General features: G+C 61.2%; 20 protein-coding genes. 10 read left to right on the top strand and 10 right to left on the bottom strand.

Annotated features, from left to right (window positions below):
* The first annotated feature begins 7 nt into the window (after positions 1-7).
* From IPM06_11555 to IPM06_11535, 5 genes are all read left to right on the top strand, one after another.
* On the top strand, positions 8-1,537 hold the full coding sequence (locus tag IPM06_11555) for an amidase (protein MBK8771056.1): 1,530 nt from the start codon (positions 8-10) through the stop codon (positions 1,535-1,537).
* A 25-nt stretch (positions 1,538-1,562) separates the two neighbouring features.
* Complete coding sequence (locus tag IPM06_11550; protein ID MBK8771055.1) at positions 1,563-2,669, top strand: spermidine/putrescine ABC transporter substrate-binding protein; 1,107 nt, start codon at positions 1,563-1,565, stop codon at positions 2,667-2,669.
* 71 nt (positions 2,670-2,740) lie between these two features.
* Positions 2,741-3,850 carry an ABC transporter ATP-binding protein gene (locus IPM06_11545; GenBank protein MBK8771054.1) on the top strand — a complete coding sequence of 370 codons (1,110 nt, stop codon included), beginning with the start codon at positions 2,741-2,743 and terminating at the stop codon, positions 3,848-3,850.
* Entirely contained in the window at positions 3,847-4,761 is a 915-nt protein-coding gene (locus IPM06_11540) for an ABC transporter permease (protein ID MBK8771053.1), read from the top strand. Before IPM06_11545 ends, IPM06_11540 begins: the two co-directional genes overlap by 4 nt.
* Entirely contained in the window at positions 4,758-5,594 is an 837-nt protein-coding gene (locus tag IPM06_11535) for an ABC transporter permease (GenBank protein ID MBK8771052.1), read from the top strand. The genes IPM06_11540 and IPM06_11535 overlap by 4 nt, the downstream gene beginning before the upstream one ends.
* Positions 5,595-5,920: 326 nt before the next feature.
* Here IPM06_11535 and IPM06_11530 read toward each other — a convergent pair whose 3' ends face one another.
* Positions 5,921-8,551: a sulfatase-like hydrolase/transferase gene (locus IPM06_11530; GenBank protein ID MBK8771051.1), complete on the bottom strand. Its 2,631-nt coding sequence runs from the start codon at positions 8,549-8,551 to the stop codon at positions 5,921-5,923.
* 111 nt (positions 8,552-8,662) lie between these two features.
* On the opposite strand from IPM06_11530, the gene IPM06_11525 reads away from it, so the two are divergent.
* Positions 8,663-8,845 carry a hypothetical protein gene (locus IPM06_11525; protein ID MBK8771050.1) on the top strand — a complete coding sequence of 61 codons (183 nt, stop codon included), beginning with the start codon at positions 8,663-8,665 and terminating at the stop codon, positions 8,843-8,845.
* On the top strand, positions 8,842-9,090 hold the full coding sequence (locus IPM06_11520) for a hypothetical protein (GenBank protein ID MBK8771049.1): 249 nt from the start codon (positions 8,842-8,844) through the stop codon (positions 9,088-9,090). The genes IPM06_11525 and IPM06_11520 overlap by 4 nt, the downstream gene beginning before the upstream one ends.
* Positions 9,091-9,478: 388 nt before the next feature.
* Here the strand turns inward: IPM06_11520 and IPM06_11515 are convergent, their stop codons facing one another.
* The 9 genes from IPM06_11515 to IPM06_11475 are packed head-to-tail and all read right to left on the bottom strand — an operon-like array spanning position 9,479 to position 18,035.
* Positions 9,479-10,531, bottom strand: a complete 1,053-nt coding sequence (locus tag IPM06_11515; GenBank protein ID MBK8771048.1) for a dehydrogenase — start codon at positions 10,529-10,531, stop codon at positions 9,479-9,481.
* Complete coding sequence (locus IPM06_11510) at positions 10,531-11,307, bottom strand: hpch/hpai aldolase (protein MBK8771047.1); 777 nt, start codon at positions 11,305-11,307, stop codon at positions 10,531-10,533. The genes IPM06_11515 and IPM06_11510 overlap by 1 nt, the downstream gene beginning before the upstream one ends.
* A complete protein-coding gene (locus tag IPM06_11505; GenBank protein ID MBK8771046.1) occupies positions 11,307-11,624 on the bottom strand; it encodes an antibiotic biosynthesis monooxygenase in 318 nt (105 codons plus the stop codon). The genes IPM06_11510 and IPM06_11505 overlap by 1 nt, the downstream gene beginning before the upstream one ends.
* Positions 11,621-12,715, bottom strand: coding sequence for an ABC transporter ATP-binding protein (locus tag IPM06_11500; GenBank protein MBK8771045.1), 1,095 nt, complete (start codon positions 12,713-12,715; stop codon positions 11,621-11,623). The genes IPM06_11505 and IPM06_11500 overlap by 4 nt, the downstream gene beginning before the upstream one ends.
* Positions 12,716-12,717: 2 nt before the next feature.
* Positions 12,718-13,545, bottom strand: coding sequence for a carbohydrate ABC transporter permease (locus IPM06_11495; GenBank protein ID MBK8771044.1), 828 nt, complete (start codon positions 13,543-13,545; stop codon positions 12,718-12,720).
* Positions 13,542-14,453 carry a sugar ABC transporter permease gene (locus tag IPM06_11490; GenBank protein MBK8771043.1) on the bottom strand — a complete coding sequence of 304 codons (912 nt, stop codon included), beginning with the start codon at positions 14,451-14,453 and terminating at the stop codon, positions 13,542-13,544. Before IPM06_11490 ends, IPM06_11495 begins: the two co-directional genes overlap by 4 nt.
* Positions 14,450-15,859, bottom strand: coding sequence for a sugar ABC transporter substrate-binding protein (locus tag IPM06_11485; protein ID MBK8771042.1), 1,410 nt, complete (start codon positions 15,857-15,859; stop codon positions 14,450-14,452). Before IPM06_11485 ends, IPM06_11490 begins: the two co-directional genes overlap by 4 nt.
* Before the next feature lie 56 nt (positions 15,860-15,915).
* Positions 15,916-17,190 carry a D-amino acid dehydrogenase gene (locus tag IPM06_11480; protein MBK8771041.1) on the bottom strand — a complete coding sequence of 425 codons (1,275 nt, stop codon included), beginning with the start codon at positions 17,188-17,190 and terminating at the stop codon, positions 15,916-15,918.
* Positions 17,187-18,035, bottom strand: coding sequence for an FCD domain-containing protein (locus IPM06_11475; GenBank protein MBK8771040.1), 849 nt, complete (start codon positions 18,033-18,035; stop codon positions 17,187-17,189). The genes IPM06_11480 and IPM06_11475 overlap by 4 nt, the downstream gene beginning before the upstream one ends.
* A 137-nt stretch (positions 18,036-18,172) precedes the next feature.
* On the opposite strand from IPM06_11475, the gene IPM06_11470 reads away from it, so the two are divergent.
* The 3 genes from IPM06_11470 to IPM06_11460 are packed head-to-tail and all read left to right on the top strand — an operon-like array spanning position 18,173 to position 20,497.
* On the top strand, positions 18,173-19,267 hold the full coding sequence (locus tag IPM06_11470; protein ID MBK8771039.1) for a DSD1 family PLP-dependent enzyme: 1,095 nt from the start codon (positions 18,173-18,175) through the stop codon (positions 19,265-19,267).
* Between the two features lie 12 nt (positions 19,268-19,279).
* Positions 19,280-19,699 carry a RidA family protein gene (locus tag IPM06_11465; protein MBK8771038.1) on the top strand — a complete coding sequence of 140 codons (420 nt, stop codon included), beginning with the start codon at positions 19,280-19,282 and terminating at the stop codon, positions 19,697-19,699.
* 3 nt (positions 19,700-19,702) lie between these two features.
* The gene (locus tag IPM06_11460; GenBank protein ID MBK8771037.1) at positions 19,703-20,497 is read left to right on the top strand and encodes a PhzF family phenazine biosynthesis protein; all 795 of its coding nucleotides are present in this window, start codon (positions 19,703-19,705) and stop codon (positions 20,495-20,497) included.
* Positions 20,498-20,564: the final 67 nt, after the last annotated feature.

Here is a 20,564-nt window from a genome sequence, read left to right as displayed (position 1 = left end):
ACCGCGCATGAAGATACCCACAGTCGAGGACCTTCGACGGCTCGCCAGCACCAGTGGTCTCGCACTGAAGGATACCGAACTGCGTGAACTCGCTTCACTGTGTGAGGGCCTTGCCCCCGCCTACGACCGCATCGAACACCTCGCGGCTCCCCGGCTCCCCGTGAAATATCCGCGGGAGCGCGGCGCGGCCCCCAACCCCTCCCGAAATCCCCACAATGCCTGGGCCTGGCGATGCGAGATTGCCGGTGCGTCCGGAGGGCCGCTCTCCGGCATACGCGTAGGCATAAAGGACAATATCTGCGTGGCGGGCATGCCGATGCGGAACGGCAGCGACCTGCTGGCCGGGTTTGAACCGGACGAAGATGCGACCGTGGTAACACGCATTCTCGACGCCGGTGGGATCATCGCCGGAAAGACCACTTGCGAGGATCTTTGTTTCTCCGGCGGCAGCCATACGAGCAGACCTCAACCGGTGCGCAATCCCCATGACCCGACCCGGTCCGCCGGCGGGTCATCAAGCGGCAATGCCGCAGCAATCGCCGCCGGCGATCTCACGATGTGCGTCGGTGGAGACCAGGGTGGCTCGGTGAGAACCCCGGCTAGCTGGTGCGGGGTCGTAGGCCTCAAGCCCACGCATGGCCTTGTACCCTATACCGGCGCTTTCCCCATCGAACCGACGCTCGATCACCTCGGGCCGATGGGAAAAACAGTGGCAGACTCGGCCTTGCTGCTCTCTGTCATCGCGGGCCCCGACGGGTTCGATCCGCGCCAGCGTCAAAGCAGCGTTCAGGTAGACTATCTCTCGGCACTCAACCTGCCGCTGAAGGGCATGCGGATCGGTCTTGTTCGGGAGGGATTTGGCCGCCCCGAAAGCCATCCCGTAACCGACCAACTGGTCCGCACAGCGCTTGGGGCCATGGAACGGGCGGGAGCCGAGGTCGCGGAGGTTTCGATCCCCTGGCACCGGGACGGCTACGACATTGCAACCGCAGTTGTGCTCGAAGGGTCCGCCCGCTTCCTGTTCGGGCAGAATTTGGTCGGCTTCGGCCAGAACGGGCACCACCCCGAGGCGATGGCCGCAGCCTGGGCAAGAGCATGGCGGGCAGAGCCCGACAAGCTGCCAGACATCGGAAAATTCGCCTTGCTGTTCGAGGCTTTCCTTTCGGAGCACAGACCCGGAACCTACTACGGGAAGGCCCAGAACCTCAGGCGGCCCTTGCGGGCGGCCTATGATGAGGCCCTCACCCGCTTTGATGTGCTTGCCATGCCGACCACGCCTTTTCCTGCAACGCCGCTACCCCCGGAGGATGCCGGGTTCGCCGAAAGGGTGAGCCGCGGACTCGACATGGAGGGCAACACGGCCCCGTTTGACGCCAGCGGACACCCTGCCATCTCATTGCCCTGTGGCCGCGCCGGCGACCTGCCCGTTGGCCTGATGCTCGTCGCACGGTACAATGACGAACAGAGCCTATTGCGCGCTGCCGCCGGTTTCGAAATGCTTGGCGACTGGAAGTCCAACTCTGTGGCGCGGACTTGAATTGGACAACAAAGGGAGAAAGCAAATGACCCATCACACCCATCGTCCCCTGACCGGCATCACGCGCCGCAGGTTCCTCCACAGCGCCACTTCCGTTACCGCACTCGGCCTCTTTGCGCCCTGGAACAAGGCCCACGCCGAGGGCGTGGAGCCGCAGCTCAGCATGATGGGCTGGGCCGACTACATTGGTCCCGATGACATCAAGGAGTGGGAGAGCCAGAACAGCAGCAAGCTCGTCTACGACAGCTATGCCAGCAATGATGAAATGTATTCCAAGCTGCAGCTTGCCCAAGGCAACAGCGGCTATGACCTTGGCATGAACACCGACTTCATGATCAAGCTCCTTATCGACAAGCAGCTCATCCAGAAGCTGGACAAATCCCTCATCCCGAACATCGGCAACATCCGCCCCGAGTTTGCCAACCCGGGTTTCGACCCCGAGAACGCCTATACCATTCCGAAGAGCACCGGCTCGCAAGGCTTCATCTACGACAAGAGCGTGATCACCCGTCCGATGAAGACGTGGGGCGACTTCCTTGAAGCGGTGCAGAACGAGGGCAGCGGCCGCACCTCGCTGCTTGATGATGCGCTTTCGATCGCTCCCATCTTCTGGTCGAAAGGTCTGTCCTGGAACACCACTGATGAGGCGGCACTGAAGGATGCGGAGGCAATGGTGGAGACTCTTGCCAAGCACATCAAGACCTTCAACTCCTACCCGGTGCAGGATGTGGCGTCCGGCTCCGTCATTTTGGCCCAGTGCTGGAACGGCAATGCCCGCCAGGCCATCGACTCCTCGAAGAACGAAAACCTCGTGTTCGTCTATCCGGAGCCCAAGTCGGAGCTCTGGCTCGACAGCTACCATATTCCTGCGGGTGCCAAGAGCCTGAAGGCGGCTCATTCCTGGATCAATTACGTGCTCGACCCTGCCGTTGCGGCAAAGGAGACGACGTATACGGGCTTCCTCTCACCCGTTGCTGGGATTGAGGCCCATCTCGATCCCAAGGTGGCAGCCGATCCGCTGATTTTCCCGCCAGCTGATGCGATCAAGCGCGGTGAAAGGACCGAGCGCAACGAAACCTATGACCGCCGCGTTGCCATCCTGACGAAGTTCAAGGCGGCGGCGGCACAGTAACGCCGCACCGCATGGCCAAACGCACCGGGCCGCGAGGTCCGGCGCGTTCCTCTTGCTAATTTGGGAAAGACATGGCGGCTGACGTTGAAGTGGAGCGGGTGAGCAAGATCTACGGCGGGTTCAAGGCCGTCGATGATGTGACGCTGCGCATTGCGAAAGGATCCTTCGTATCCCTGCTGGGCTCATCGGGGGCGGGCAAGTCCACCATTCTCCGGATGATCAGCGGGTTCGAGTTCCCGGACTACGGAACCGTGAGGATCGGCGGAAAGGACGTTACCATGCTGCCGCCCTATTCCCGGGATGTGAACACCGTCTTCCAAAACTACGCGCTCTTTCCGCACATGAGCGTGGCAGAGAACGTGGCCTATGGCCTCAGACAGGATGGCGTTCCCGGCGATGAGCGGCGCAAACGCGTGCGCGAGGCGCTCGAGATGGTGGAGATGTTGGCTTTTGCCGAACGCCGCCCCAATCAGCTTTCCGGCGGACAGCAGCAGCGGGTCGCCCTGGCGCGGTCATTGGTCAAGCGCCCGTCGGTCCTCTTGCTCGACGAGCCCCTCGGCGCACTAGACCGGAAGCTGCGCCAACAGATGCAGGTTGAACTCAAACTGCTGCAGCGCCAGCTCGGCCTCACCTTCGTGTTCGTCACTCACGACCAGGAGGAAGCGCTTGCCATGTCCGACCAGATCGCCGTCATGCGCCACGGCAAGATCGAACAACTGGGCGGACCCACGGAACTCTACGATGCCCCGGCCACCGCCTTCGTGGCAGGATTCGTCGGGACGCAGAACTTCTTTCCTGGGCAGCGCCGTGAGGCGACGCAGGCGATGACAAGTGATGCGGGAACGACGTTCATGGCCGCGCGGATTGCGGGCGAACCCGCACGCAATGCCCGCGTCCTCGGCGCGGTGCGGCCCGAGAACATCCTGCTGTCGGAGCGCGAGCCGGTGGCGTCTGCCAACCGCCTCAAGGCGCGCGTCGATGCCAGCGTCATGCTCGGCGATACGTTGGAGTTCGTTCTGTCGCTGCCGGACGGCACGCAATTCATGGCGCGTGTGCCGCGCCGCGGAGCCCAGCAATTTGCTCCGGAAATAGAGGTCTGGGCCCATTGGGAACCCGAATTCTTCACGCTCTATCCCTACGAGGACCTGCAAGGCAACCGGACCGGAGCGGGGCCCGCATGAGCGCTGCGGCGCCACCCCTTCGCATGCGCCGCCAGGTGCTGCCCAATTGGATGATGGCGTGGCCCGCTCTCGCCTGGTGGACCGTGTTCTTCGTCATCCCGCTGGCCTGGATCGTGGTTTACAGTTTTGGGGCGAAGCCAGCGGCTGACGCCACCGGCGCAGTCGATCTCTCGCAATTGTCCCTGGGCAACTATGCCGCTGCCCTTGATGAAATCTTCTTCCGCGTCTTCCGCATCACCATGCGTACGGCGGGGCTGGGAACCATATTGTGCGCCCTGCTCGGCTTTCCTGTTGCCTATGCCCTGGCCTTCCATGTGCCGCAGCGCTGGCGTTCGCTTCTCGTCTTCCTGCTCATTCTTCCTTACTGGACAAGTTTCCTGCTCCGCACCTTCGCCTGGCGCATCATCCTGGCACCGGATGGCACGCTGGCGCACATCCTCAAATCTACCGGTCTGAACAATGGCCCCCTGCTGGTGCTCGACACGAACGCGGCGGTCCAACTCGGCATCATCTACAACTACATGCCCGTCATGATCCTGCCGATCTTCGTCGCGCTGGAAAAGATCGATGGATCGCTCATCCAGGCGAGCATGGATCTGGGTGCGGGGCCAATACGCACCTTCTGTTTCGTCACACTTCCATTGGCGGCGCCCGGCCTGTTCGGCGGCATGCTGCTGACCTTCATTCTCGCGGCTGGCGACTATGTCGTGCCCACGATCCTGGGCGGAACAAAGGGGCTCATGGTCGGCAATCTGGTGGCAACGCAGATCCTCGCCTCGCAAAACCTCCCGCTGGGCGCGGCCATGGCCGTCATGCTCATTGCCCTGCTCACACTCGTTGTCGCGGTGGTGGGCGGGTGCCTCTGGCTGCTGCGCGCCTTTGTCCGCAGGATTGTGGGGCCTGCGCTATGAGCATCCCCGTTCCCGCCAACCGCCAGCCACGCGACCTTGCCCGCGCCGCCCTACTGCTTTGGACGGCGCTGATGTTCTTCTTTCTCTTCCTGCCGATCTTCGTGATCGTGATCTACAGCTTAAACGGCGGCCGGAATCTCTATGTGTGGACCGAATGGTCGACGCACTGGTATGCGGAGGCGCTCGGGAACAGCCGCGCAATCGGCGCGCTGTGGGTCTCGTTGCAGACCGCGCTTGCCAATGCGGTGATTGCCGTGCTGCTGGGCGTGTTCGCCGGCATCGCACTCGCCCGCCGAAAGGGTGCGTGGACCGGTCCCTACCTCGCACTCATCTTCGTCATTCTCTGCATTCCGGAGCTCGTCTCGGCGATTGGCCAGATGATCTGGCTGGACCGCATCGGTCTCTTCAATGGTCTTGCCCGCCTGTCCATCGGCCATTCCCTGTTCAACACCGCCGTCGTCGCACTGGTCGTCAAGGCGCGCGCCGAAGGCATGGGTGAGACGCTGGAACAGGCGGCGGCAGACCTCGGTGCACGGCCTTGGCGCAGCTTCCTCGATATCACGTTGCCGATCATGTTCCCGGCGGTTTTTGCCGGCCTCCTGCTGTCCTTCACGTTTTCATTTGATGACGTCATCATCTCACTCTTTGTGCAGCGGCCGGGGACATCGACGTTCCCGATCTACATTCTGTCATCCATGAAGGCGGGCCTCAAAGGGGATGTCGCAGCGCTGGCGGTCATGACCCTGATCCTGAGCTTCGTTGGAATCGGCGTTGCCGCTCTTCTCCTGGCACGGGGAGGAAAGGGTAAATCCCTCGGTGGGCTTATGGGATGACCTGAAAAAGAAGATAAACAATGGTCGCAGGCGAGCCAATGCAGGTGCAGAGCCCTGAGCGAGAAGAGCACACTGCCTCCAACAATCCACTCCGTGAATGTTTCGACCAACAAAATCGCAGCGCAGCTACCAAACAATATTGACCCGGACTCCAGGCCAATCTCCACTTTGCCTGCAGGGGAGGGCTCTTCGGTGGATTGAAATATTCCAAATTGACCCTGTCTTCACAGGACATTGGAGCTGTGGAACAGTCCGCGTCATGGCAAACGGCACAAAGAACGTCGCCCAGTTCGGTAGCTGTGTCACCGCCAAGTCACACATTGCGGTCAGTTCGTTCCCGCGTTTCGCATGAGAGTGGCTTCTTCATCCACATCCAGACTTGTGGAGGCGATGCGGGTGCCGTTGCCGTAAATGTCGATCCTGTAGGTCCCGGTCTGGCTGAATGTGCCTGCGGGCACGGGCACCCAGGACGTTTTCCACCCTTTCAGCAGGTTGAACGAGAAGACGTTTTCGCTGCCATCGGGCGCCACAACCACGGCGCTGTGCAGCGCATCTGCCTGCAACGGCATCAGCCCGAAAAGAAGCGAGACATCCTGTTGCGGATTGATCTTGTTCGTCACCTGAAACTCGTCGCCAAAGACAAGCGCGGTTCGCACGAAACGGACGCCGGGCGTGGTGTCGAAGGCTGACCATATCAGTTGCGCACTGCGAGAGACCTTGAACTCTGTCTGGATCAGAACTTTCCCGGCAGATTCCAACCGGACTTTCCAGAGTCCTTCCTCCCTGCTCCTCGAGAGCGGCGCAAAGTAGTTGACGTTCACCCAGTCTGTCTTGTGCACCAAAGTCTGTCTGAACTCTTCGCCCGATGGCGCGGTGAAGATGTAGTCCACGGGCGTGTCTTGCTTGAACACGCCGCCGTAAGTCCAGACCGTGAGTGTTTCGTCGGGATTGACCTCCTTCAGCTTCCGGAAAGGGAGCGGATCAATGCTGGAACCGATGGCGATCTCAACCGGCCCCTCCTTTGATACATCTCCAAGAGCGACCTGCGGAACATTGTCGTCTGCGCTGAGTGACAGGTTTTCGCGGAAAGACTTGTCGAGATAGACATACCAGTTGGCTGCAAGCTTGCCGTAGAGAGCGGCGCGCTCGGGGTACTCGCCCGCAATGTCTGCTTTTTCACCGGGGTCGGCAACGAGATCATAAAGCGCGAATTTCTCCGGCTCCAGGCGATTGGCGATGAACTTCCACTGCCCATCGCGAACGCCCCACTGTTCGGGGTATGCGCTCTTGAAGAAAAATGCCAGGCGCTCCTGGTAACCGGGAGACATCAGGTCCTGCCCCACCAGTCCGTCGTGCGGTTTCATGCCCTGCATGCCGATGAGTGTCGGCATCACATCCGCGATGGTGCCTCTGCGATGCGACGCGGCGGGAGGCATCGTCTTTCCGAGGTCAATGATCATCAGAAAATTTCCGATGTTCTCTTCAAAGAGAAAATTCTTGTGGGTGAAGTTGTCCGGGTGAAGATCACCGAAGGCCTCGCCGTGATCGCCGATGACGACGAGCACGGTGTCCTCGCTTGCTCCCATGTGTGCCACGTCACCCGCCAGATCACGCAGCAACTGATCGGTGAAGCGGATGCTGGATTCGTATTTTGACAGATTGTCACTGCCACCGAATTGCGCCGCATACTTTGGCGGCACCACATAGGGGTGATGGGTGGAAATGGTCTGGTAGTTGAGAAAGAAGGGCTTCGGGGCGTTGCTTGCCCATGTCATCGCACGTTGCAGCACCGCGTATTCGTCGACACCCCAACCACCGGGGTTTGCATCCTTTTCAAGCCCGCTGGCCGGATTGTCCGCGGTGACTACCATGTCAAATCCAAGCCGGTCGTAGAATGATTTCAGGTTCTCGTATTTGAGATATGCAGAAGAATAGAGCGCCGTGGCCCATCCCGCTTTCCTGTACTCCGAAATGATCGTCTGCCCCTGATAGGGATAAACCAGGCTGGAGGTGACGGAGGACCAGGTCGGAATGAACCCGCCCGTGTTCATGCCGACATGGGCGCGGGTCGAGCCGGGATACTGGTTGGCCAAGCTGTCAAAGATCACGGCGTGGGCGGCGGCGTCATGCAGGAACGGCGCAAGATCGGGACGCGGCTTGCCATCCCTCAGCAATTGCCGGCTGCCCACGCTCTCCAGTACCACCATGATGACGTTGCGCTTGCGCGACTGGAGGTAAGACCGCGCTTGGGAGAGAGCGCTGGCGGTCGCCGTAACATCAAGCGGCTGGCCATGGTGCAGCTGCCAGAGGTCCGGCGGCAGAATGAGGTCTTTCGATGCGACATCAGCCGATTGCTCGGGCGCGAGGCCCCGCCACACCGTGAGAGCGATGTAAGCCGTTGCTCTTCCGACCGGGCTCTGGGGGTCGGGCTGGAGGAGATACAGAGAAAGCCCCGAAAGCAGGAACAAGGCAGCCCCGGCAAGCATCGCCGGCACCCGCGCGACTGTCAGCAAGGACCTATTGCTCCATCTGCGCTCGGCCAGCAGGAGTGCGGCAGCGGAGAACAGAATGAGCAGGAGGTTGATGAATTGATAGCGGCCAAACTCCGACCGGAGAGAGACTGCGAGATTGTCCGCATCTCCCACGTTGAACTCGTCGAGATGCGAGATTGTCAGTGAGTCCTGGAATACCTGGTAGAAGAACTGATTGCTGGCGAGAGCCAGGAGCAGCAGAAAAAACAGCACATAGAAAGACCAGAACCCCACGCGGTGGCGGCGCATGATCTCATACAGAATTGCGCAGGCGGCGCTCGCTGACAGGGTCGTCCACTGCCATGGCAGGATGTCAGTAAATGCGAGATGGGAACTGAGTGCGGCGTTCTCGAGATGCGCGACGAACATGATTGCCGCGTGAACGAGAAAGACCACGGCACTGATCGGGGAAAGGTTGGTTTTCATACCCGGCCAACTTGATGTGCGCGAACACCCGCAATGAGGCGGCCTGACAAGGGGACCCTCTCCCTATTCACGGTCAAGGGCCCCCGTTGTTGGAAACACTTCAAGCGTTAGTTGACGGCTGTGCTGGAGCTTGAGCTTGAACTTGCACTCGCGCTTGCGCTTGCGCTGGCACTCGCGCTTGCGCTCGCACTAGCGCTCGCACTGGCACTGGCACTGGCACTGGCACTGGCACTTGCGCTCGCACTCGCACTTGCGCTGCCGCTGCCGCTGCCAGATGGCACCGGAACGACGTGAATGCCATCGCCCTGATGCCCGTCGTTGATGCCGTGTGCGGTCAACAGCTTGCCGCAGGCCCCGTTCACCCAGTTGATGGTGCAGGTTGCAGCCTGACTATTCACAGTTTCAAATGGTTTGAGTTCAAATCCGGTGGCGGCAAACAGCACACCGATCCCGAACACGAAAGCTATCGCCTTGACACTTTTCTTCATGCCGTCAGTCCTTTCACTAACTTACAGACCCCCCGGCACCTCAAAAGTTAAGACTTTCTTAACTCATTTGCAACCTCTGGGCATGCATGCGACGATCATCCGCATACGGAATGATACTCATGTTCAGGTTGCATCAATTGCGTTGTACTCGCGAATTGCAATCCCAGCGTGTTACTGTGACCATCGCAAGACTGTGACCGTCGCAAGACTGTGACCGTCGCAAGAATGAATTGGCAGCCGATCCATGCTCTAGAGCACGCAAAATCCGGCAGTCGAGTCGAGTCCAAGGGCGTCGTGACGGAGTGGACGGCGTCACATGCGTGAGTCCCTTTTCCTCCGACTTCTTCTCCGTAACGGCGCGCAAGAGCCAACACGTTCATGTCATCAAGAAGCCCAGCCCGGGATTTGGCAACGGCAACGACGAGTCTCTGCGTGCGCGTCAGCCTTTTCGGCTGCCGTGCTGAAATGAGTTGAGCTTGTCTTTGAAGCTGCTGCGTTCCAGCACGTCGCGGTTGACGACGCCGCGAGGCACCATGCCCTTCTGGATGTCGAGAACGGCCTTCACGTCGGCGGCACCGTTCCCGGCGAAGCACTGGTCGGTCCAGCACAGGGCGTGAGGCGCCAGAATCACGTTGTCGAGTGAGAGCAGCGGATCATTGGAGTCAGGCGGCTCGACTTCAAACACGTCAAGCCCCGCACCGGCGATGCGGCGTTCCCGCAGCACCTGTGTCAGCGCCTGCTGATCAACGATCGGACCACGGGCCGTATTGATGAGATAGGCCGTCGGCTTCATCAGCGCCAGGCGCTGCGCATTGACGATGTGATGCGTCCCGGGCGTCAGCGGGCAACTCACGGAAAGCACATCGGCGCGGGCGAAGAGGTCTTCGATGGTAACGAGTTCGATTCCCAGTTGCGCGCAAAGATCCCGGTCGGCGAAGGGATCATGGGCGATGAATTTCATGTCGAAGGGCTGGAGCAGCCGGAATGTTTCCGCTCCAATGTTGCCCACGCCCAGCGAGCCGAAGGTCCGTCCCACCAATCCCACGCCCATGTGATCACCACGCGCGGCAAACCCGGGCGCACCCATGCGGGCCAGCCTGTCCTTGGTGGTGAGTTTGCCGGTCAAGGCCAGGAGGAATGCCACGATGGAAACGGCAACCGGACGGCGCACGCCGTCGGGCGTGATCACGAGAGCGATGTCAGCAGCAGTACAGGCCGCAACATCCACGCTGTCATACCCCACGCCGAAACGCGCAATGACGGCGAGACGGCCTGATGCGGGGACGCTTTCCGCTGCGAAGCGATGGCCGAGCAGGATAAGGGCATCGAAATCATCAAGCTGCGATGCCTTGAGCGGGCTGTGCGACTCGAGGAACTGCATCTCGACATCAGGTGCCGCCCGCAGCGGCGTCAGATCGAAATCCGGAAAGGTCGGCGATCCATCTGCCTTGCGGAAATCGCCCGAAAGGGCGACGCGGAAAATCTTGCCCATCACACGCACCCCTTGCGCAGTGTCGTGACGGCGGCGGAGAGCGCATCGCGCAGCACCCATACGTCGCCCGAATAGCAGCAGAAGGTGAAGCCCTTTTTGAACCACGCCACGCCCTGATCCGTGTTCGGCACAAGGCGGCCCAAGGCCTTGCCGTGTGTGCGCGCCGCGGCCACCACGCGCGCCATGGCATCCACGAATACCGGATTGTCGAATTCACCGGGAATGCCGAGCGACACGGACAAGTCGAAATGGCCAATCCACAGGCAATCCACGCCCGGCACGGCGGCGATAGCATCGATGTTGGCAATGCCCTCGGCCGTCTCGATGAGACAAATGACGGCTGTGCGCTCGTTGGCGGATGCGAGCGCCTCGGCCACCGGCGCGTTGCGGTAATTGTCGTGCGCCATCTGCAAGCCGACGCCGCGCTTGCCAGCGGGAAAATACTTGACGCTGTCCACCATCGCCTGCGCCTGCGCTGCCGTCGAGATCATGGGCGCGATCAGGCCTTCTGCGCCCATGTCACAGGCGCGGGCCAGCATGTCGTTCTCCAGTGCGGGCACGCGCACGATCACCGGAAGGTCTGCTGCTTCGAAATAGCGGAGCGCGCTCTTGATGGTTTCGAAGGTGAAGCCGGAATGCTCCATGTCCAGGAACACGAAATCGCATCCGGCCTGCTTGAGGATGTGGCCGATGCCGGGTGTCACAAATTCCACAATGAAATGCCCGACCTTCAACTCCGGGCTCTGCATCAACTGTTTGAGGCGTGTGCGTGACATCAGACTTCTCCCGCCGTTGAGCCCTCGCAGTCCAAGGCATGGAACTGCACGGCCTTGCTGATGACGTAGTCCGCGCTGCCGCGGTCGAAGGTGTCGAAGTGGACGGTCTTGGTGTGCGCATCGAAGGCCGCGCGATCCTCATAGATCTCATAGAGGAAGATGCTGTCCGGCGTATCGTGTGGCACAAGCACATCGAAGCGGTGACAACCCGGTTCGAGACGGCAGGAGTCAATCGCATTGCGGTCCATCAGGGCGCGAAAGGATTTCATTGTCCCGGGCTTCAGGCGGAACTCCACCGTGACCACGAATTTCGTCATGCGCCTGCTCCGCTTCCGGGTGCCACGGTTCGCGCCGTGACAGGATCAATGAGGACCACCTTGGTCATATCGAACTTCAAGGCCAGCATCTGTCCCGGCACGCAATCCGGCCCCACTTCCAGATCGGCGATCACGGAATTGCCGTCGAGCGCAAATGTCACCAGCGCCCGCGTTCCCGTGATCTGCACAAGGTCAGCTGTGACGTGGAACACGCTTTTGTCCGTCTTCGGGGCGCGGCCCGCCCGGAAGATGTGCTGTGGGCGGATGCCGAGGAGGACCTGCATGGCGGCTGTATTCCTCGCGGCCGGCACAGGCAGCACAACAGATGTGCCGATGTTGAGAACGCCCTTCGACAGTTTTGCAGGCAGCATGTTCATGCGCGGGCTTCCGAGGAACTCGGCCACGAAACGCGACTTCGGACGGTCGAAGAGATCGAGCGGCGCGCCCTGCTGCTCGATGTTTCCGTCGCGCAGCAGCACGATGCGGTCGGCGAGCGTCATGGCCTCGATCTGGTCATGGGTGACGTAGACCATGGTGCGCTTCAGTTCCTGATGCAGGCGCTTGATCTCCACACGCATCTCGTCCCGCAACTGCGCATCGAGATTGGAGAGCGGCTCGTCGAAGAGAAAGATCCGGGCGTCGCGCACAATGGCGCGGCCGATGGCGACGCGCTGCCGCTGGCCGCCGGAGAGCTCGCGCGGACGGCGTTCCAGCAGACTTGTGATGTTGAGCATCTCGGACGCCCGCCCGACCCGCTTCCTGATCTCACCATCCTCCATCTTGCGGGCGCGCAGGCCGAAGGCGATGTTCTCGTAGACACTCATGAAGGGGTAAAGCGCATAGCTCTGGAACACCATGGCGATGTCGCGGTCGCGCGGGCGGGCATAGGTGACGTCGCGCCCGCCGATCTCGATTCGGCCCCCATCCACCTCCTCCAGACCCGCAATGCAGCGGAGCAGCGTGGACTTCCCGCAACCGGATGGACCGACGAGCACGGTGAACTCGCCGGAGGGGATGGCGATGTCGACGCCCTTCACGGCGTGAAGCGCGCCATAGTGCTTGTGCAGATTGGAAATCGTCAGATCAGACATGGCTATCCCTTGACTGCTCCCAGACTGATGCCGCGCACGAGGTAGCGCTGCAGCAAACTCACCGCGACGAAGACGGGCAGCGTGCCGAGAACCGACATGGCCGCGATCTTCGCCCAGAAGGTGGATTGCGATCCGAAATACTGGCTGATCTGCACGGTGAAGGTGATGACCTCCGTGCGCGTAAGGATGAGCGCGAAGAGGAACTCGTTCCACGAGAAGACGAATGCGAAAATCGCCGTGGCGATGAGGCCGTTTCGCGCCATGGGCACCGTCACCTTCCACAACACGGCAAGGTGCGAATAGCCATCGACGAGGGCCGCCTCTTCCAGTTCCACGGGCACGTCCATCAGGTAGCCGCGCATCATCCAGATCACATAGGGCAAGGCGAAGGCCGTGTAGAGCAGCACCAGTCCGGCGTAGCTGTCCGACAATCCGAACGAGGCATAGGCGAGGAAGATCGGGAACACGACGGCGATGGGCGGCAGCATGCGCTGGGAGAGAATCCAGATCGCGAGGTTTTCTCCGCCCGTGCGAAAGCGCACGATGGCGTAGGCGCAAACGGTTCCCAGCACCATGGCCACGAGCGTCGAGAGACCCGCGATCACCAGGCTGTTCCACAGCGACCACACGTCACCATCCTTGAAGAGGGCGATGTAGCTGCCAAGTTGCGGTTGTGCGGGGAACCATGCCGGTGGTGATTTGAAGATTTCCTCCGGCGCCTTCAGCGAAATCATGAACATCCAATAGATGGGAAACAGGAAGATGACGGTGACGAGCGTGGAAATCACGTACCAGGCCGCGCCCCGAAGAACTGGATACCGCGCCCTCATCGCGCAATCTCCATGCGCCGGAGCAGCACCGTGACAACAAGCGAGAGGACAATCAGCAGCACGGCCACGAGGGCTGCCGTGTAGCTGGTTTCGAAACTCTGGAAGCCACGGACGTACATGAAGATGGAGATGGTCTCCGTCTTGTTGCCCGGGCCACCGCGCGTCAATTGCCAGACGGCATCGAAAATGCGGAACAGGTCCAGGGCGCGGATGAGAACGGCAATGCCGAGGACGGGCGTGATGGCGGGCAGCACGATGCGGAAGAAAATCCGCAAGCGCCCTGCCCCGTCGATCTCCGCGGCTTCCAGTTGCTCCTTGTCCACATTGGCGAGTGCAGCGAGCAGGATGATGAACATGAAGGGTGTCCACTGCCACACCTCGGTGATGAGGATGGCCCAGAACGCGAGGTATGGCTTGATGATCCAGAGGAGCACAACGGGCTCACCCATGATCCAGCCGATGATCTGGTTGAAAGGGCCGAACTTGTGGTCGAGCATCAACCGCCACATGGAACCCGCCACCATGGGCGAGACCATGGCCGGCAAAACAATGAGGGCCACGAACAGGCGTTTCAGGGGGCGGTCTTGCTGGAAGTGCAGTGCCAGCAGCAGGCCCAGCACAAGCTCCAGCGGCAAGGCCACGGCGAGGAGCAGCAATGTCCGGCCCAGCGCCGCCCACACGCGCGCATCCGTCAGCAGTTTCTGATAGTTCGCAAGGCCGATCCAGTTTCCATCCTGCTTGGAACCTGCGAGATCCTGGAAGCTCACGGCGATCGACCACAGGAAGGGGAAGAGTCCCACCAGCAACATGATGAACACGGCAGGCGCCACAAAGCTGAGCCCTGTGCCGCGCCGGCCGGCCCAGAAGGGCCGGCCGTTCGTTGTCGTCGTGGTAATGTCAGCCGTCACTCGCGATAGGCCGAAGGCTTGGAGGCCCAGACCTTGTAAGCCTCGCGCTGCTTGTCGACGCCGACAGACTGGGTGATCTGGTCCCATTCCGCCGCAAGCGCATCAAGAGTGGCCTTGGGGTCTTCACCACCAATGGCCGCGGTGACGGCCCGCGACATGGAATCCTGATACTTGAACGTGTCGATCACCGACAGATCGGCATAGCCGGCCGCGGCACCATCCTGCAGCACCTTCAGGTAATCCTTCGCGCCGCCCCAGAGGTTCTGGTATTCGGGCGAATTGTAGTGGGAGATGCGGAAGGGATCGCGCAGGCCCACAGGACGCATCACATTCTTCAGGCTCTGCGCCTTGGAATGCATCCACTGGGCATAGAGGTAGGCGGCGTCCTTGTTTTTCGAGTCAGGCGATACACCGGAGAGGAATCCGGATGCGAGCTGCGGATGGCCGCCGGGATTGATGGCATAGCCGATCTTGTCGGCGACCACCGTCTTCGGCACCCACGACAGGGCTTCGTCCTGGATGTTCACGCCTTGCGTCCAGCGGCCAAGCGGTGGCCACGAGATCGTCATGGCGATGGTGCCGGCGTTGAGAGCGGAAAGGTTCTCCGCGAAGCCCCAGGTTTCGATGCCGGGAGACATGCACTTGTTCTGCTCCACCATTTCGGTGAGGGCCTGCACGCCGGCATCGCTGTTGATGGTTGCCTTCATGGACTCAGGATCAAAGAACTTGCCGCCGTGCGCGCGCAGCCGTTCTGAGAAGAAGAAGTGCAGGTAGCCGGTGTTGATCACGCCCGCGCCATAGATTTGCGGCTGATACTTGTCGGTGAGGAAGCAGGCGATGTCGCCGAACTCCTTGTAGGTCTTGGGCGCGGCAAGGTCGTAGCCGTATTTTTCCTTGAAGGCCTTCTGGTTACCGGCGTCCTCAAAGAGGTCCTTGCGGTAGTAGGTGACGAGCACGTCACCATCGACCACGAGGCCGTAGGTCTTGCCGTTGTAGGTCATCCAGTCCCTGAAGGCCGGATTGATGTCATCGAATTCCTTGTCGGCGCCGTACTTCTTCACGTAGTCGTCGAGCGGCGCCACCGCGCCATTGTTGACCATGTCGGCCAGCAAGGCGGGCGAAATCAGCATGACGTCATATCCGCCGGTGCCGGCTTGTTTTTCAAGGATTGTCTTGGGATAGATTTCTTCATTGGGCAGTTCGACAACCTTCACCTTGATACCGGTCAGCTTCTCCCATTCCGGTCCGGTGTATTGCGTGTCGAGCAGCGCTTGCAAACCTGCTTCGGCCACAACGGTGATGCTTGTACCTGAATATTGCTTGGCGGCGTTGACGGCGGTCGTTGCCGCGTCATCCTCCGCGAAGACCGGTGCAGTGGCCGCAAGTCCTATGATTGCGGCAGTCATTAACAGTCGTCTGATCATGACGTTCCTCCACTTTCTTCAAGGTTATGTTGGCGGCGTCACACCGCCGTTGCGAGAACGGCTCCTTGCGGTGCCGGAGTCGGGATTGCAGGCCTCCTTCCGTTGATCATGTCTGCGGCGACGCGGCCAGAGCCGCATGCCAGTGTCCACCCCAGGTGCCCATGGCCAGCGTTCACCCACAGACCCTTGACGTCGCGGGCCTGCCCGATGATCGGCGTGCCGGCGGGACTGACCGGCCGGAGCCCGGCCCAGACGCGGGCCTTCGACATATCGAGGTGACGCTTGATGTCGGGAAAGGTGAAACTGGCATTGTCGATGATGGCTTGTGCGCGCGACATGGCGGGCGTTGCATCGTATCCGGTGATTTCCGCAGAGCCTGAAATGCGCAAACGCTCGCCCACGGGCACAAGGCCAAACAGCTTGGTGTCATCGATCACGGGCACACGCGGTGCGCCATTCCATGCGCCGCGCTGGAATGTGATGGAGATTCCCTTCACCGGATAAATCGGCACGCGGACGCCCAGGCTCGCCAGCAGCGGCGCGGTGAAACTTCCCATCGATACCACCACCGCATCCGCCGGCAGGCGGCCCTTGCTGGTGATGACGCCAGTCACGCGGCCGCCTGAAACCTCGATAGACGAAACCGTTTCTCCAAAATGCAGGCCAACGCCATTCCTTGCGCAGGCGGCGGCAAGGCCCTGGGTGAACTTGTTGCAATCGCCAACTTCATCACGGGCAAAATAGAGCGCGCCCGCCAGCGTGGGCGCGGTGTCCTTCAACGCCGGTTCGATCTCGACCGTGCGGGCGGGGTCGATGCGCTCATAGAGAAGGCCGTGTTGCGCCAGGAAATCGCAGGAGCGTTGCGCTCCGTCGAGCGACTCGCGGGAACGGTAGATCTTGAGCACGCCGCGCGTGGCGCGGTCGTAGTCAATGCCGGTCTCGGCGCCAATTTCCTGCAGCGATTGCAAGGAGTGAAGGGCGAGGATCAGGTTGTATCTCGCGTTTTGCCGGAAGCGCTCCGTCGTGCAGTTGCGGGCAAATTCCAGGCCCCAGCGCCACATGTGCGGAATGGCGCCGTAGCGCAGCAGCAGCGGCGCGTTTTCCTTGCCGAGCCAACCGAGAATCCTTTGGGGCATGCCCGGTTGCGACCACGGCTCCACTTCGCTGGCGTGGATGACGCCGCCATTGCCCCAGCTTGTCTCCATGCCGGCCTCGGTCTGGCGCTCGACGATATCGACGTCGTGTCCGGATTTCCGGAGATACCACGCTGTCGCAACGCCGACTGCGCCTGCACCGAGGACGACGATCTTCATGGCTCAGGCTTTCGTTTCTTGCCGGACTTGTCGGCAGAGGCGCGGTCGACGCGCAGGCTGCTCCACATGGCCTCGTTCTCACGGTCCACGCGCGCCGCCACATCCTTTGCGACGTTGCGCATGATTTCATCGTGGAGGCGCTTCGATTCCTTGTAGAGCTGGCTGATGAGGCGGAGATGCGATGTCATCTCATGGAAGGCGCGCATGGGATCATGTTGCGCCACCGCTTCATAGACTGCGGTGTGATCGCGGATGGACAAGCGGTCCGCGTCCGGCATGTGAATGGTGGTGGTGCGCTGGTCGATGAGCCATTGCACGAGAATATCGTGAATGGCGGAGAATACCGGATTGCGGGTGATGACGGTCAGTTCATAGTGGAAGGCGACGTCGGTGCGGATGAATTCCGCGGTGTCACCGATGGCTGCCGCATTGTTGTCGAGTGCGAGCTTGAGGCGCTTGATGTCCTCGTCGGTGGCGCATTGCGCGGCCTGCCAGGCGACGCCAGCTTCGAAGAGGAGGCGCGCCTTTTCAAGGTGGCCCTGGCCGCCGCCGCGCGAGGCGATGCGCTTCACGAGGCCGGCGAGCTGGTTGGTAAGGAACTGGGCGTTGGGGGCGGTCACTTCGGCGCGCGCACCACTGGTGATCTGCACAAAACCCTGCTGCTGCAGGAGGAACAGTGCTTCCCGCACGGAAGGCCTGCCGACACCGAAGCGTTCCGCGAGGTCCTTCTCCGATGGCAGCTTGCTTCCGACCTCGAATTCGCCGGCAGAAATCGAACCCTCGATGAGTTCGGCGATCTCGTGGGAGCGCTTGCGACGGCCGACCGGCATATTTGGCATATTCATGTGTACGTCTGGATCCTGTTGCCCAACTGTGCACCGATTTAAGCACTTCATGGCGGATTTGACAAAATGTCAATAGTGGACCAACCTGTCACCACTTGATCATTCTGGCTGGCAAGCGGGGGAGCGCGGGAGTTGGCATGGCAGTAAACATGAGCCGGAGGGCGGTCAGGACACCTGCGCTGATCCTCGACATCGATATCCTCGACCAGAACATCGCCGCGATGACTGCGCGGGCCAAGTCCATGGGTGTTGCCATGCGGCCCCATGCGAAGTCTCACAAGTGCGTGGAGATCGCGCGCAGGCTGGCGGAAGCTGGCGCGGTCGGTGCCTGTTGCGCCACCATCGGCGAGGCAGAGGCCCTGGCGGCAGGCGGCATTCGCGGCCTGCTGATCACATCGCCCCTCGTCACACCGGACCAGTTGACCCGTCTCGGCAACCTGTTGGCGGCGGGCGCTGATGTTTCGATCGTGGCGGATCATCACCTGAACCTTGAAGGCTACGCCGCCCAGGCAAAAGCCGCGGGGCGCACGCTCGACATCCTCATCGATTTCGATTTCGGCCTGGGGCGAACGGGGTGCACCAGCTTGCAGGATGCCGTTGCCCTGGCGCAGCTGAGCACCGCGCACAAGGCGCTCCGCCTGCGCGGCGTGCAGGCTTATTGGGGGCACCTGCAGCAGGTGATGCCCATGCCGGAACGGCAGGCACAGGTCGCCGAGCAGCAGGGCCGGCTCAAGGCCCTCATCGCCGCATTGCAGGCAGCCGGACACGCACCCGACATCGTCAGCGGCGCGGGCACGGGAACACACGAGATCGATGGCACGTCGGGGATGTTCACCGAGATCCAGCCAGGCAGCTTCCTGTTCATGGACAGTTGCTATTCCAAGAGCCTTGCGACGGAGAAAGGTGTTCCCTTCGCGCCATCACTCTTTCTGGCGGCATCGGTTGTCTCGGCGAACCATCCTGGCCGCGTCATCGTCAATGCGGGGTTCAAGGCCTTCGCCACCGACAGCGGAAAACCAGAACCGCAACGCGGCGCACCGGCGGGTGCCACCTATCGCTACATGGGCGACGAGCATGGTGCCGTTGACTTCGAAGGTGCAGGCCCCGGTCTTGGAGACACCATCGAATTCCTGACATCGCATTGCGATCCCACCGTCAACCTGCATCCGGCCTTCCATGTGGTGCGGGGCGAACAGATCATCGACATCTGGCCGATCAAGGGCAAATACTGAGGAGAAACCCACGTGAAACGTGCATATCCTGCCCATCACGCTGTTCCGATTTCAAAGGCCATGCGGGCCGGTGACTTCGTGTTCACGTCAGCCTACGGACCGTGGGTGTTCGATCCGCTGGACCTTGTGTTCGATGACAATGGCGTGCCCGTGGGCGATGGCACGGGCAACGAGAACATGCCGTTCGAGGAGCAGGTCCACAAGACCTTCGGATTCATCCAGGAGGCGCTGGCCACGGAGAAGTGCACACTCGAAGACGTGGTGAAATGCGAATGCTGGCTCACCGACGCGCGAAATTTCGTGCCCTTCAACGCCATCTACAAAACCTATTTCAAGAAGGACCCGCCGGTGCGTTCGGTCTTCCCGATGCGCTTCATGTTCACCTGCAAGATCGAGATGCAGGTGATCGCGCACAAGCCCATCTCGGGGTGAGCGGTGCGGGCGGCGCTTCATCAGGTGGTGACGTTCGCGGACCATGTCTTCCATGGCAATCCGGCCTACGTCGCCGTGTTCGACGGGCAGCCGAGACACCCGATGATGGAGGAAGTCTGCAAGGTCGTGGGCGCGGACGTCCTGGCCGTGATCGAGAATCCGGCCGACGCACGGCCCCGTCTCAGCTTCTTCACCGACACAGGCCCTCATCCCGGTGCGGGACATGCCACGCAGGCCGCAGCGCATGTGGCATTGAACTGGAACGGGCGGGCGCGCACGTCGGTGTCGTTCCTGCTTCCTGATGGAGCCGCGCGTGATGCGCGGCGAGGGGAACATGGCGTGGCGGTGGATTGGCCGCTCATGGCTTACGCATCAACCGATCAGGCCGGAGCCATTGCAGCGGCGATCGGGCGCACGCCGCTCGCATGTTTTGACTCCGCCTTCGGCTATATCGCCATCCTTGCCGATGAGCAGGACGTCGCCAGTCTCAAGCCTGATCTTGCGCGCATCACAACCTTTGAACGCACGGCGATGATCGTGACAGCCCCGGCCAAGGGACCTGACGTGGTCATCCGGGTATTCGCACCGCGCGTGGGGTTGCCGGAGGATCCTGTGTGCGGCACGGCGCACCGCATCATCATCCCCTATTGGGCCGAGCGGCTGGGAAAGTCCGTTATCCACAGCCGTCATCTGTCCCCCCGCGGCGGCGACCTGTGGTGCCAGGCGCACGGGAATTCCGTGACGATTGCAGGCCCAACCGTCACTTCTTTCGAGGCCACGCTGTTCTTGCCGACATGATGTGAACAGGGTGACTGGTTTTAAACCTATTGACTCGCTCTGCGAAACTGTCCCATCCTCGCCGTTC

This window comes from Hyphomicrobiales bacterium, from assembly GCA_016710435.1.
In the GTDB taxonomy this organism is placed as follows: Bacteria; Pseudomonadota; Alphaproteobacteria; order Rhizobiales; family Aestuariivirgaceae; genus Aestuariivirga.
This window is presented reverse-complemented; position numbering and strand designations above follow the sequence as displayed.